This window comes from Mesorhizobium sp. LSJC280B00 (assembly GCF_000502835.1).
Taxonomy (GTDB): domain Bacteria; phylum Pseudomonadota; class Alphaproteobacteria; order Rhizobiales; family Rhizobiaceae; genus Mesorhizobium.
In genome coordinates this window covers 40,077-53,505 of the sequence record NZ_AYVL01000016.1, presented here as the reverse complement: position 1 = coordinate 53,505, position 13,429 = coordinate 40,077, and the positions used below count along the sequence as shown (strand labels likewise).

The window sequence follows — 13,429 nt, the reverse complement described above, 5'->3', positions numbered from 1 at the left end:
AAGCAACATCCACGCCCACTCGGTAAATGGGAGCGTTTCAATGAAAAAGTCACTTTTGTCTGCCGTCGCCCTGACCGCGCTTGTCGCGTTCAGCGGCAACGCGTGGGCTGACATCCTGATCGGCGTCGCCGGTCCGATCACCGGTCCGAACGCAGCGTTCGGCGCCCAGCTTCAGAAGGGTGCCGAACAGGCAGTCGCCGATATCAATGCGGCGGGCGGCGTTCTTGGCCAGCAGCTCAAGCTTGAAGTCGGCGACGACGTCTCCGATCCCAAGCAAGGCATCTCGGTCGCCAACAAGTTCGTCGCCGACGGCGTCAAGTACGTCGATGGCCACTTCAACTCCGGCGTCTCGATCCCGGCGTCGGAAGTCTACGCCGAGAACGGCATCCTTGAGATCACGCCGGCCGCGACCAATCCGAAGTTGACGGAACGTGGCATGTGGAACACCTTCCGCACCTGCGGACGCGACGATCAGCAGGGCAAGGTCGCTGGCGACTATCTCGCCGCGAACTTTAAGGATGCCAAGATCGCTGTCATCCATGACAAGACGCCTTATGGCCAGGGCCTCGCCGACGAAACCAAGAAGGCGCTCGCAGCCAACGGCGTGACTGAGGCCATGTATGAAGGCATCAATGTCGGCGACAAAGATTTCTCGGCCCTCATCGCCAAGATGAAGGACGCGGGCGTCTCGGTCGTCTACTATGGCGGCCTGCACACCGAAGCCGGCCTGATCATACGCCAGCTCGCTGACCAGGGCCTCAAGGCAACCTTCATGTCCGGCGACGGCATCGTGTCGAACGAATTGGCCTCCATCGCCGGCGACGCCGTCGAGGGCACGCTGATGACGTTCGCTCCGGATCCGCGCAAGAATCCGAACGCCAAGGAACTCGTCGAGAAGTTCCGTGCGGCCGGCTTCGAGCCCGAGGCCTATACCCTCTATTCCTACGCAGCGATGGAAATCATCGCGGCCGCCATCACCAAGACCGGTTCAGCCGATGACGCTCAGAAGGTAGCCGAGACCATCAAGTCGGCCGGCCCCTGGAAGACCGCGATCGGCGAGATCGGCTACGACGCGAAGGGCGATATCACCCGTCCTGACTACGTCATGTACACCTGGAAGAAGGGTGACGACGGCAAGTACACCTATGTCGAGAACGCACCCGGCAAATAACCGGACGTTGCTACATGAGAATGCCCGGCGCCTCGCGCCGGGCATTTTTTATGAGAGTTCCCGAAAGCCTGGATCGGAACTGCCCAGGCGTTCTTCGGATCGACACGCAATGTGTCAGCGCGATAGATCAAATTAAATCGGTTTAATCCTCTTTTCGATTTTGTTTGCACTGCAGCATTTTCGCGCTAATCATGTCCGGCAGTCCCCTTCCCCGCGTCCGGAGCCCTGTCCTTGGCAATCTCGAAGATCCTTGTCGCCAACCGCTCCGAAATAGCCATCCGCGTCTTCCGCGCGGCAAACGAGCTCGGCCTCAAAACCGTGGCGATCTGGGCAGAGGAGGACAAATACTCCCTGCATCGCTTCAAGGCCGACGAAAGCTACCAGGTCGGGCGCGGGCCGCATTTGGCCAGGGATATGGGGCCGATCGAAAGCTATCTGTCGATCGAGGAGGTTATCCGCGTCGCCAGGCTATCGGGCGCCGATGCCATCCATCCAGGGTACGGCCTGCTGTCGGAAAGCCCGGAATTCGCCGAAGCCTGCGCCAAGGCCGGCATCATCTTCATCGGGCCAAAGCCGGATACGATGCGCAGGCTGGGCAACAAGGTCGCCGCCCGCAATCTCGCAATCGAAGTCGGTGTGCCGGTAATTCCCGCTACCGATCCCTTGCCGGACGACATGGCGGCGGTGAAGGAACTCGCCAAGACGATCGGCTACCCCGTGATGCTCAAGGCGTCCTGGGGCGGCGGCGGCCGCGGCATGCGCGCCATCCGCTCCGAGGCCGATCTCGCGCGCGAGGTGATGGAAGGCAAGCGTGAGGCGAAGGCGGCTTTCGGCAAGGACGAAGTCTATCTCGAAAAGCTGATCGAGCGCGCGCGCCATGTCGAGGTGCAGGTGCTGGGCGACACACATGGCAACGCCGTGCACCTGTTCGAGCGCGATTGTTCGATCCAGCGCCGCAACCAGAAAGTGGTCGAGCGGGCGCCGGCGCCCTACCTCGAAATGTCACAGCGCGAGGAGCTTTGCGGCTACGCGCTGAGGATCGCGCGCGAGACCAGCTATATCGGCGCCGGCACAGTCGAGTTCCTGCAGGATGCCGATACCGAAAAATTCTATTTCATCGAGGTCAATCCGCGCATCCAGGTCGAGCACACCGTCACCGAACAGGTGACCGGCATCGACATCGTCAAGGCGCAGATCCACATCCTCGACGGCTTTGCCATCGGCACGGCGGAATCGGGCGTGCCGGCGCAAAAGGACATCAGGCTGAACGGCCACGCGCTGCAGTGCCGCATCACTACCGAAGATCCCGAGCATAATTTCATCCCGGACTATGGCCGCATCACCGCCTATCGCGGCGCCACCGGCTTCGGCATCCGCCTCGACGGCGGCACCGCTTATTCGGGCGCGGTCATCACCCGCTTCTACGACCCGCTGCTGGAGAAGGTGACGGCATGGGCGCCGACGCCGGCCGAGACCATTGCCCGCATGAACCGGGCGCTGCGCGAGTTCCGCATCCGCGGCGTGGCGACCAACCTCACGTTCCTCGAGGCGATCATCAATCACTCGAGCTTCGCCGACAATTCCTACACCACCAAGTTCATCGACACGACGCCGGAACTGTTCGCCAGTGTGAAGCGGCAGGACCGCGCGACCAAGCTGCTCAACTACCTTGCCGACGTTTCGGTCAATGGTCATCCCGAGACGCGCGGCCGGCCGCAGCCAAAGGCCGATGCGGCGCCACCGGTGGTGCCATATCTCAACGGCAATGTGCCTCAAGGCAGCAAGCAGAAGCTCGACGTGCTCGGGCCGGAGAAATTCGCCGCGTGGATGCGCGAGCAAAAAGAGGTGCTGGTCACCGACACGACAATGCGCGACGGGCATCAGTCGCTGCTCGCCACAAGGGTACGCACCTATGACATCGCCGGCATTGCCGGCACTTATGCGCGCGCGCTGCCACAGCTTTTGTCGCTCGAATGCTGGGGCGGCGCCACATTCGACGTCGCCATGCGCTTTCTCACCGAAGACCCATGGGAGCGGCTGTCGCTGGTGCGCGAGGCAGCACCCAACCTTGTGCTGCAGATGCTCCTGCGCGGTGCCAACGGCGTTGGCTATACCAACTATCCCGACAATGTCGTCCAGCATTTCGTCCGCCAGGCCGCTGCCGGCGGCATCGACCTGTTCCGGGTCTTCGACTGCCTGAACTGGGTCGAGAACATGCGCGTGGCCATGGATGCGGTCGGCGCCGAGGGCAGACTGATCGAAGCGGCGATCTGTTATACCGGCGACATACTCGATCCGGCGCGGGCCAAATACGATCTGAAATACTATGTCGGCCTGGCCAGGGAATTGCAGGCAGCAGGCGCCCATATCATCGCCGTCAAGGACATGGCTGGGCTTCTAAAGCCGAGCGCTGCCCGCGTGCTGTTCAAGGCGCTGCGCGAGGCGACGGACCTGCCGATCCACTTCCACACCCACGACACATCCGGCCTGTCGGCGGCAACCGTGCTGGCGGCGGTCGAGAGCGGCGTCGACGCCATCGACGCGGCGATGGATTCGCTATCCGGCAACACCTCGCAGCCGTGCCTCGGTTCGATCGTGGAGGCGCTGAAGGGCACCGAGCGCGATCCGGGCCTCGACCCGCAGTGGATCAGGAACATCTCGTTCTACTGGGAGGCGGTGCGCAACCAGTATTCAGCCTTCGAAAGCGACCTGAAGGGGCCGGCATCGGAGGTCTATCTGCACGAAATGCCGGGCGGTCAGTTCACCAACCTCAAGGAACAGGCGCGCTCGCTCGGGCTGGAGACACGCTGGCATGAAGTGGCGCAGACCTATCACGACGTCAATCTGATGTTCGGCGACATCGTCAAGGTGACGCCGTCGTCCAAGGTCGTCGGCGACATGGCGCTGATGATGGTGAGCCAGGACCTGACCGTCGCCGACGTCGAGAATCCGGCGAGGGACATCGCCTTCCCGGATTCGGTGGTGTCGATGTTGCGCGGCGATCTCGGCCAGTCGCCGGGCGGCTGGCCAAAGCCATTGCAGAAGAAGGTGCTGAAGGGCGAAAAGCCGATCACGGTGCGGCCGGGTTCGCTGCTCAAACCGGCGGACCTCAAGGCCAGTCGCACGGAGGTCGAGGAAAAGCTCGAGCGCAAGCTCAGTGAGTTCGAGTTCGCGTCGTGGCTGATGTATCCGAAGGTGTTTTCCGATTTTGCCGCCGCGCAGGAGACCTACGGGCCGGTCAGCGTGCTGCCGACGCCGACCTATTTCTACGGCATGAAGCCGGAAGACGAGATTTTCGTCGACATCGAAAAAGGCAAGACGCTGGTGGTGCGCTGCCTTGCCATCGGCGATGTCGACGAAAAGGGCATGGTCACCGTGTTCTTCGAGCTCAACGGGCAGCCGCGCCGGGTGAAGGTGCCGGACCGGGCGCATGGCGCCTCCGCCGCCAAGGCACGGCGCAAGGCGGAGCCGGGCAATGAGGCGCATGTCGGCGCGCCGATGCCTGGCGTCGTCTCGGCGCTTGCGGTGGCTGCCGGCCAGGCGGTGAAGGCCGGCGACGTGCTGCTGTCGATCGAAGCGATGAAGATGGAAACAGCGCTGCATGCCGAACGCGACGGCACCATAGCCGAGGTGCTGGTCAAGGCCGGCGACCAGATCGATGCCAAGGATCTGCTGATCGCATTCGGGTGAGTTAGGCCAGCATCTCGATAGGGCCTTGTCGGCGCCTGGCAGCAACCCTTCATGCCGCATCGATAGCACCTTGACCCGCCGCGCCCGGTCGGGCATCGAACCGCTGCAATTCGCCGCTCGGGTCACCCCGAGTCGCGGTGAGAAAACGACGCGGAGAGAAGACTATGGCCGACGACATCATCGAGACCAGCCAGACTGTTGCCGCCGGCCAGCTGCGCGCCTTCATCGAACGCATCGAGCGGCTCGAGGAAGAGAAAAAGACGATTGCCGACGACATCAAGGAAGTGTTCGCAGAGGCCAAGGGCACCGGCTTCGACACCAAGGCGATGCGGTCGATTATCCGGCTGCGCAAGAAGGACCAGGCCGAGCGGCAGGAAGAGGAATCCATCCTCGATCTGTACAAGGCTGCGCTCGGCATGGTGTAAAGGCCGGCCTCGGCGCCGGAGACGATCGCGGGAGAAGCGGTTCTTACCATGGATTCCAGCCATGAGCGAATTCGATTTTGGCGCCCGCCGCGCCTCTGAATTCCGCCAACGCAGCTTCTGGATGCTGTTCGCGGAACGGCATCCGGATGAAAGGGCTCTGCTGGCGAGGCGCGGACCGTGGTTCTGGCAGCGTGGGCTGCCCGATTTCGCATTGGTCCTTTCCATGTACGTCGCGCCTGCGCAGAATCATGTCGGCGTCTTCTTCGGCCGCAACGAGAAGTTCGGTGCCACGCAAGCCTGGTCGCGGTTGAAGCCGTTCCAGCCGGCCATCGAAGACAGGCTGAAGCTCAGGCCAGAACAAAGTTGCGACGGCCTCGGCATCAATTCGATGTGGCGGGTGAATTGTTTTGCCGAGGACAATTGGCCGGCGATGACCGACTGGCTGGTGACGGAAGCCTCGCGTTTCGAGCGCGCGATTGCCGAAGTTCTGGGTCAGGAATAAAGCTGGGTTTCCAGACGCAATCCTTAGAATCGCTCTGGTGAGCAGAGCGAGGGAGCCGGTCGATCGATGACGATCATGTCGCGCGTTGCCGCCTTCTTCCGCTCACGCTGGTTCGGCGGCGTGCCGCTCGATCGGCTGTTCTGGCGCGACCTGGTCGTTGTCGGCACAGCGATCAACGTCGCGTCATCTGTGGCGGCGCTCATTCTGCTCGGGCTGAAGCTGCCGCTTGCGCTCGTCCTGGCGGTGCATTTCGCGCCGGTGCCCTACAATATCTTCCTGACCTTTGCCGTTTGGCGAACTGCCGGAAAATCGAGTGGCGTCATGGCCTCGCTGATGACGCTTGGCGCCACGTTGTGGCTGATCCTGGTGGTTGTGGCCTGACGATCAGGCGGCCGGATCGAATTTGAGCGCCACGCCGTTGACGCAATAGCGCAGACCGGTCGGCGGCGGGCCGTCGTCGAAGACATGGCCGAGATGGCTGCCGCAGCGGGCGCAATGGCACTCGGTGCGGACCATGCCATAGCTGCGGTCGACGGTGGTCTCGAGCGAACCCGGCACTGGGTCGTTGAAGCTCGGCCAACCGGTGCCGCTCTCGAATTTCAGCTTGGATTCAAACAAGGGCTGGTCGCAGCCGACGCAGGAGAAGGTGCCGGCGCGCTTCTCGTGCAGCAGGGCGCAGCTTCCCGGCCGCTCGGTGCCGTGGTTGCGCATCACCGCATATTGCTCGGGCGTCAGCCGGGCGCGCCATTCGGCATCGGTGCGGGTAACGGGGTAGGTGTGGCTGTCCATTTTTTCCTCTTAGCTTATCTCGCTATTTGGGTTGCCTTCCCAACTTCGCCTGAAATAGGCATTTGTTACGGCGTTTGCCCGTATTTCCTATCCCGTTGCAAAGAATTCCTCAGGCGATGGCCGCGAGATAGCGCGCAACCGATGCTGAAAATGCCGCCTTTGCATCTCCGATGACGTTCTGGTTCCACCATGCGCCGTAGATATGGTCGAACGCGAAAGGCTCCAGCGCGGCCTTGATGCCGTGCACCTTCGTCGCGTTGAGCGGGATATAGTTCGGATAGCTGTACATGAAGCTGACATGACGGCGGGTCGGCGTCACCTGCAGGATGTCGCCGGCCAGGATGGCATTGCCGGCATCGCGCTTCCAGTGCAGCACCTGGCCACCGGCAAAGTGGCCGCCGCAGCGGATGAGCGTCAGCGACGGGTTTATGGCGCGCATCTCGCCCTCCCAACTGATGATTGCCGGATGCGGCCGCATGATCCACTGACGATCATCGGCGTGCAGATAAATCGGCACGCCGCCAAACGCCGCGCTCCATTCGACCATTGCCGAATAATAATGGCAGTGCGAAATGGCGATGGCGGCCAGGCCGCCCCGGCGGTTGATCTCCGCCAATGCCTCGTCGCTGACCATCGAGATGCAGTCCCACAGCACATTGCCGTGCGGCGTTTGCGCCAGCAATGCGCGCTGGCCGATGGCGAAGCGCGGCTCGATGCCGAAGGCGAGCACGCCGGCATCATCCTTGATCACGAGCCGATGCCCGGCGGCGAGCTCTTCCGGCGTGGTCCAGGCCTGGCCCTCCCAGCGCACATATTGCCGCTCGTCCTCGCAGATCGGGCAATATCGCGGCGGCGTCGCTGTCGCCGCGAACTGGACACCGCATTGCAGGCAAAGGAAACAGGTCGACCGTCCTGTTTTGCGTGGATCCATTCAGTGCTTCCTTGAAAGTTGCTTCGTCGCGGCTTCCAGGCCGGCGAGCGTCAGCGGAAACATGCGGCCGCCAAAGATATCGCGGATCATGGCAATCGAATGGGTATAGCCCCAGTTCTTCGCGTCTTCCGGATTGAGCCAAATGGCGTTCGGCCATTGCTGCAGCAGCCTGCCGAGCCAGACGGCACCGGCCTCCTTGTTCCAATGCTCGACCGAGCCGCCGGGTTGGGCGATCTCATAGGGGCTCATCGAGGCGTCGCCGACGACGATCACCTTGTAGTCGGGGCCATATTTATGGAGGAGATCGAAGGTCGGAATCACCTCGGCATGGCGGCGGCGATTGTCCTTCCACACGCCTTCGTAGAGGCAGTTGTGGAAATAGAAATATTCGAGCTGGCGGAACTCGGCGCGGGCGGCCGAAAACAGCTCCTCGACGCTCCTGACATGGTCGTCCATCGAGCCGCCGACATCGAAGAACATCAGCAGCTTCACGGCATTGCGACGTTCGGGTTGTGTCTTAACGTCAAGATAACCGTGCTCGGCGGTGGCGTGGATGGTGCCGGGCAGGTCGAACTCCTCTTCGGCGCCTTCGCGCATCCAGCGGCGCAAGCGCTTCAGCGCGACCTTGATGTTGCGGGTGCCGAGTTCGACGGCATCGTCGAAATTCCTGAACTCGCGCCTGTTCCAGATTTTTACCGCGCGGCGGTTGCGGCTCTCGTGCTGGCCGATGCGCACGCCTTCGGGATTGTAGCCATAGGCGCCGAAGGGCGAGGTGCCGCCGGTGCCGATCCATTTCGAACCACCCTGATGCCGGCCCTTTTGCTCCTCCAACCGCTTCTTCAGCGTCTCCATCAGCTTTTCGAAGCCGCCCAGCGCCTCGATCAGCTTCTTCTCCTCATCGGTCAGGTGCTTTTCGGCGAGCCTCCGCAGCCATTCCTCCGGGATGTTTGCGACATCGACCGGGTTTTTGCCAGCCTGCGCCTCGACACCTTTGAAGATGTGCGAAAAGACCTGGTCGAAGCGGTCGATGTGGCGCTCGTCCTTCACCAGAGCGGCGCGGGCGAGATAGTAAAAGCCCTCGACATCATAGTCGACCAGCCCGGCTTCCAGCCCCTCCAGCAGCGACAGATATTCGCGGAGCGAGACCGGAACCCGCGCTGCCTTCAGTTCGAGGAAGAAGGGGATGAACATCTCACCGTCTACAGCAGATCATACTCGATGAAGCCGGTCCTGCGCGCCACGTGGTCGTAGAGCTTGCGTGCGGTGGTGTTGGTCTCGTGGGTCATCCAGTAGACGTTCTTGACGCCGATCTTGCCGGCTTCCTGCTTGACCGCTTCGATCAGGGCGGCGCCGACGCCCTTGCCGCGCACATCGGGGTCGGCGAACAGGTCCTGCAAATAACAGTTGTTTATCTGCGACCAGCAGGAGCGATGGTAAAGATAGTGTGTCAGGCCGACGGCCTTGCCGTCGAGGGTGGCGATGAAACCTTTCGGCTCGAACTCGCCCGCCGTGAACAGCCGCTTCCAGGTGACGGCGTAAACCTCTTCCGGCAGCTTGGTTTCGTAGAAGGTGAGATAGGCGGTCCACAGACGCCGCCAATTGGTATGGTCAGATTGCGCCAATGGGCGGACGGTGATCTCGGTCATTTCGTTTCCCTCTGAAGTCGGCAACCTGAAGCTGCCTCCGTGCCCGGCTAGAGGCAACGGTCCAGCACCGGGAAAGCGCTGTCCGGTGACTTCGTGGGCTTCCGGCCGACCGGCCCCTCACCCCTGCCGTCTCGCCATGAAGGCCAGGCGCTCGAACAGATGCACGTCCTGTTCGTTCTTCAGCAAGGCGCCGTGCAGTTTCGGCAGCGCGTTCTTCGGGTCGGCGCGCAGGTCTTCGGGCGCGATGTCGTCGGCGACCAGCAGGCGGATCCAGTCGAGTGCCTCGGAGGTCGACGGCTTCTTCTTGAGGCCCGGCACGTCACGGATTTCATAGAATTGCGTGAGTGCGGCGCGCACCAGGTTCTGCTTGATGCCGGGATAGTGCACGTCGACAATTTTGTGCAGCGTCTCGACGTCGGGAAAGCGGATGTAGTGGAAGAAGCAGCGGCGCAGGAAGGCGTCCGGCAGCTCTTTTTCGTTGTTGGAGGTGATGATGACGATCGGCCGGACGGTGGCGCGGATGGTCTCGCCGGTCTCGTAGACGAAGAACTCCATCCGGTCCAGTTCCTGCAACAGATCGTTGGGGAACTCGATATCGGCCTTGTCGATCTCGTCGATCAGAAGCACGACTTTCTTGCCGGCAGCAAAGGCGTCCCACAGCTTGCCGCGCTTGATGTAATTGCGGATGTCGTTGAAGCGCTCGTCGCCGAGCTGGCTGTCGCGCAGCCGCGAGACGGCATCATATTCATAGAGGCCCTGCTGCGCCCGCGTGGTCGACTTGACGTGCCATTCGATCAGATCCAGGCCGAGCGCCGCCGCCATCTGGCGGGCAAGTTCGGTCTTGCCGGTACCGGGCTCGCCCTTGACCAGCAACGGCCGCTCCAGCGCGATCGCCGCGTTGACCGCCACCATCAGATCCTTGTCGGCAACATAGGCTGCCGTGCCTTCGAAACGCATTTTTGCTCCCGGGTTCATCGCGCGACCCTAAGGACGCGGCCTTCGCTGTGCAAGGCGCTGCTGGCAAAGCGGGGATCTTGCCGGCGCGACCCTCGTCGAGCGGTTCTGCGTCGATTTAAGACTCGAAACATGTCGTCTCTCTGGCGCTTGGTCTGCCGTCTGCCTATATTGGCGGAGACGGTCTGCGCTTCCCGGCAGGAGAACATTTTCCCCGGGGCCTTAATGATCCCTAGGGAGCTGTCCCTGGGAAGACCCGTGGGTTTTCTCATACGGCGCCCACCTACTTTGTAGGTTCCCGGGATCGCTCTCTCCACCGGTTGTGTGGATCGTCACCTATCGAAAAGGCCATGTCTGGCGGATCTTGTCGTCGCGCCGCTTTGTGCGGTGCTCTCACGAACGAAAAGTTCGCCCCGCTCCTCCAAAACGTCGCTCGTAAAACTCCATCCAAATCTGACCTTTTCTAACGTCGGCGCATGACATCCCCAAAAGACCTGAAAAAAAATCTCCGCAACCAAGCCCTCGGGCGCCGCGACGCGCTCGATCCTTTCTGGCGGGTGGAGGCAGCACTCGAAATGGCCGAGACGGCGCGCGACCGGATCACCGTCGCGCCGGGCCAGATCGTCTCAGGCTTCTGGCCGATGCGCTCGGAAGTCGACGTCCGGCCGCTGATGTTTGCCTTGCGCGAAAAGGGGGCAAGGCTCTGCCTGCCGGCCATTCTCGACAAAACCATCATCGTCTTTCGCGAACTGGTGCGCGGCGCGCCGATGGTCGACATGGGCTTCGGCACCGTCGGGCCACACGAGGAAGCCGAGGTGCTCGATCCCCAGCTGATGCTGGTGCCGCTTGCCGCCTTCGATGCGCGCGGCCACCGCATCGGCTACGGCGCCGGCTATTACGACCGGGCGATCGCGCGGCTGGTCGACAAGGGGCAGCAGCCGCGGCTGATCGGCATTGCCTTCGACTGCCAGGAGGTGGCCGTGGTGCCTGACGAGCCGCATGACGTGATCATTCCGGAAATACTCACCGAGAGCGGGTTGCGTCGCTTCGCGCCGAAATTGTAGATAAGTTCCTGGACGCATGGTCTTTTCCGAAAGTCATGCAGCTTGTTGCTTCGCTGACCTTCGGTTCGGGATCACGCTTATATGAGACTTCTCTTTCTCGGCGACATGGTCGGCAAGACAGGACGTACGGCGGTGTGGGAACAACTGCCTGGCCTGATCTCGGATTTCAAGCTCGACTTCGTCATCGTCAATGGCGAGAACGCCGCCGGCGGCTTCGGCATCACCGAGGAAATTTTTCGCGAGACGATCTCGGCCGGCGCCGATGTCGTCACCACCGGCAACCATGTCTGGGACCAGCGCGATGCGCTGATTTTCGCGCCGCGCGAAGAGCGCTTCCTGCGTCCGTCTAATTTCCCCAAGGGTACGCCGGGGCGCGGCTCAGGCGTCTACATCGCCAGGAACGGCGCGCGCGTGCTGGTCGCCAACATCATGGGCCGGGTGTTCATGCATCCCGAGCTCGACGATCCGTTCCAGGCCGGCGAGCGCGAACTTGCCGCTTGCCCGCTTGGCGAGCAGGCCGATGCGATCGTCATCGATTTCCATGCCGAGGCGACCTCGGAAAAAATGTGCTTCGCTCATTTCGTCGACGGCCGTGCCAGCCTTGTTGTCGGCACCCATACGCATCAGCCGACCGGCGATCACCAGATCCTCAATGGCGGCACCGGTTATATTTCCGATGCCGGCATGTGCGGCGATTACGATTCCTCGCTCGGCATGGACAAGGAGGAGCCGCTCAACCGGTTCTTGTCCAAGGTGCCGAAAGGCCGCTTCGAGGCGTCGACCGGACCGGCGACATTGTGCGGCGTCGGCGTCGACATTTCCGACCGTAGCGGCCTGACCGAACGGATCGCGCCGTTTCGCCGCGGCCCGCGGCTGGAGGAAACGGCTCCATCCTTCTGGTCGTGACATTGATATAGACGCTTGCAATACCCAATTGCCGGCGAAACTGCTCTAGATCGTAGAGGGGACGACCTCCATGCAGCTAGTCGAATTCCTGGCGCCGCATTTCGCCTTTGTCTCCGACCCGACGGCATGGGTCGCGCTGCTGACGCTGATCGTGCTGGAGGTCGTGCTCGGCATCGATAATCTGATCTTCATCTCGATCCTGACCAACAAATTGCCGGTAGCGCAGCGGGCCCGCGCCCGGCGGCTCGGCATCTCGGCCGCGCTGGTGATGCGGCTGATCCTACTGGCCACCATCTCAATCATCGTCCAACTGACGACGCCGATATTCACCGCCTTCGGCCACGGCTTTTCATGGCGCGACCTGATCCTGATCGCCGGCGGCCTGTTTCTCGTCTGGAAGGCGACCAAGGAGATCCACCACACGGTCGATCTCGATGATCACCAGGACACCATGATGGGCGAGACGCTGCAGCTTTCGCTGGCCGGCGCGATTTTCCAGATATTGCTGCTCGACCTCGTCTTCTCGATCGACTCGATCATCACCGCCGTCGGCATGACCGACGAAATCGCGATCATGTACATCGCGGTGATCGTGGCGGTGAGCGTGATGATGCTGGCGGCCGGGCCGCTGGCCGACTTTATCGCCAGGAACCCCAGCATCGTCATGCTGGCCCTCGGCTTCCTGCTGATGATCGGCATGACGCTGATCGCCGACGGCATGGGTTACCACGTGCCGAAAGGCTACATCTACGCCGCCATGGGCTTTTCGGCACTGGTCGAAGGGCTCAACATGCTGGCGCGGCGGCGGAAGAAGGCAAAAGGCGGCGGGCACTGAGGATGGCCCACCGCGGCTGACCTAATTCCCCGGCACACCCTTCGGATGGCGGTCGCCGATCAGGCCGAGCATCACGCCTTGCTCCAGCCACGCCTTGGCGCCGGCGAGCACCAGCGCAAAACCGCCGGTCGAGCCGATCGCCTGCTTGACCTGCTCATCGGGGCTGCCGACAAAGCCGAAATTGCGGACCTCGACAAAGGTCGTGCCGCCCGGCATCTCGGCGAAAGTCCACACTACCGTGGTCGGCGGATCGCTCCATTGCATGACGATCTTCTTGTTATCGACGATCTCACTGACATTGACCGTCGTCGAGACGCCATACATGCGCCATTCCCAACTGATTTCCTTGCCGCTGTCCAACCTGTCGCTGCCATGGGTGAACCAGAATTTCGTCGTGATCGCCGGATCGACGAAGGCTTCGAATACGTCGGCGACCGGCCGCCTTATCAGCATGCCGGCTTCGGCGGTCGGTGTTTCACGGATTTTCATAGCGTCCTCCTTTCCACGGCGCCGCCC

14 protein-coding genes and 1 other RNA gene are annotated in these 13,429 nt (G+C 62.2%); 9 read left to right on the top strand and 6 right to left on the bottom strand.

From position 1 onward, the window contains the following. Positions 1 to 40 precede the first annotated feature (40 nt). The 5 genes from X773_RS60545 to X773_RS60525 all read left to right on the top strand — a co-directional run bounded on the left by X773_RS60545 (position 41) and on the right by X773_RS60525 (position 6,169). Positions 41 to 1,171 (top strand): branched-chain amino acid ABC transporter substrate-binding protein, encoded by a 1,131-nt coding sequence (locus X773_RS60545; protein ID WP_023678047.1) that lies wholly within the window; start codon positions 41 to 43, stop codon positions 1,169 to 1,171. Between the two features lie 231 nt (positions 1,172 to 1,402). Next, on the top strand, positions 1,403 to 4,861 hold the full coding sequence (pyc, locus tag X773_RS60540; protein ID WP_023678046.1) for a pyruvate carboxylase: 3,459 nt from the start codon (positions 1,403 to 1,405) through the stop codon (positions 4,859 to 4,861). A 164-nt stretch (positions 4,862 to 5,025) separates the two neighbouring features. Further along, positions 5,026 to 5,286 carry a DUF2312 domain-containing protein gene (locus X773_RS60535; RefSeq protein WP_023678045.1) on the top strand — a complete coding sequence of 87 codons (261 nt, stop codon included), beginning with the start codon at positions 5,026 to 5,028 and terminating at the stop codon, positions 5,284 to 5,286. A gap of 61 nt (positions 5,287 to 5,347) precedes the next feature. Then, positions 5,348 to 5,788, top strand: a complete 441-nt coding sequence (locus X773_RS60530) for a hypothetical protein (protein WP_023678044.1) — start codon at positions 5,348 to 5,350, stop codon at positions 5,786 to 5,788. A gap of 66 nt (positions 5,789 to 5,854) precedes the next feature. Then, complete coding sequence (locus X773_RS60525; protein WP_023678043.1) at positions 5,855 to 6,169, top strand: hypothetical protein; 315 nt, start codon at positions 5,855 to 5,857, stop codon at positions 6,167 to 6,169. A 3-nt stretch (positions 6,170 to 6,172) separates the two neighbouring features. On the opposite strand, the gene msrB is transcribed toward X773_RS60525, so the two are convergent. From msrB to X773_RS60500, 5 genes are all read right to left on the bottom strand, one after another. Further along, the gene (msrB, locus tag X773_RS60520) at positions 6,173 to 6,577 is read right to left on the bottom strand and encodes a peptide-methionine (R)-S-oxide reductase MsrB (RefSeq protein WP_023678042.1); all 405 of its coding nucleotides are present in this window, start codon (positions 6,575 to 6,577) and stop codon (positions 6,173 to 6,175) included. A gap of 109 nt (positions 6,578 to 6,686) precedes the next feature. Beyond that, entirely contained in the window at positions 6,687 to 7,508 is an 822-nt protein-coding gene (locus X773_RS60515; protein ID WP_023678041.1) for a hypothetical protein, read from the bottom strand. Next, complete coding sequence (locus tag X773_RS60510) at positions 7,509 to 8,699, bottom strand: VWA domain-containing protein (protein ID WP_023678040.1); 1,191 nt, start codon at positions 8,697 to 8,699, stop codon at positions 7,509 to 7,511. A gap of 8 nt (positions 8,700 to 8,707) precedes the next feature. Next, on the bottom strand, positions 8,708 to 9,154 hold the full coding sequence (locus X773_RS60505) for a GNAT family N-acetyltransferase (RefSeq protein ID WP_023678039.1): 447 nt from the start codon (positions 9,152 to 9,154) through the stop codon (positions 8,708 to 8,710). Between the two features lie 117 nt (positions 9,155 to 9,271). Next, on the bottom strand, positions 9,272 to 10,111 hold the full coding sequence (locus tag X773_RS60500) for a MoxR family ATPase (protein WP_023678038.1): 840 nt from the start codon (positions 10,109 to 10,111) through the stop codon (positions 9,272 to 9,274). A 176-nt stretch (positions 10,112 to 10,287) separates the two neighbouring features. On the opposite strand from X773_RS60500, the gene ssrS reads away from it, so the two are divergent. From ssrS to X773_RS60485, 4 genes are all read left to right on the top strand, one after another. Further along, a non-coding RNA gene (gene ssrS, locus X773_RS74655) (6S RNA) lies at positions 10,288 to 10,443 on the top strand. Positions 10,444 to 10,584: 141 nt separating this feature from the next. After that, positions 10,585 to 11,172, top strand: coding sequence for a 5-formyltetrahydrofolate cyclo-ligase (locus X773_RS60495; RefSeq protein WP_023678037.1), 588 nt, complete (start codon positions 10,585 to 10,587; stop codon positions 11,170 to 11,172). Between the two features lie 81 nt (positions 11,173 to 11,253). Continuing rightward, on the top strand, positions 11,254 to 12,078 hold the full coding sequence (locus tag X773_RS60490) for a YmdB family metallophosphoesterase (protein WP_023678036.1): 825 nt from the start codon (positions 11,254 to 11,256) through the stop codon (positions 12,076 to 12,078). A gap of 70 nt (positions 12,079 to 12,148) precedes the next feature. Continuing rightward, positions 12,149 to 12,913, top strand: coding sequence for a TerC family protein (locus X773_RS60485; RefSeq protein ID WP_023678035.1), 765 nt, complete (start codon positions 12,149 to 12,151; stop codon positions 12,911 to 12,913). Between the two features lie 21 nt (positions 12,914 to 12,934). Here X773_RS60485 and X773_RS60480 read toward each other — a convergent pair whose 3' ends face one another. Beyond that, positions 12,935 to 13,402 (bottom strand): SRPBCC family protein, encoded by a 468-nt coding sequence (locus tag X773_RS60480; protein WP_023678034.1) that lies wholly within the window; start codon positions 13,400 to 13,402, stop codon positions 12,935 to 12,937. Positions 13,403 to 13,429: the final 27 nt, after the last annotated feature.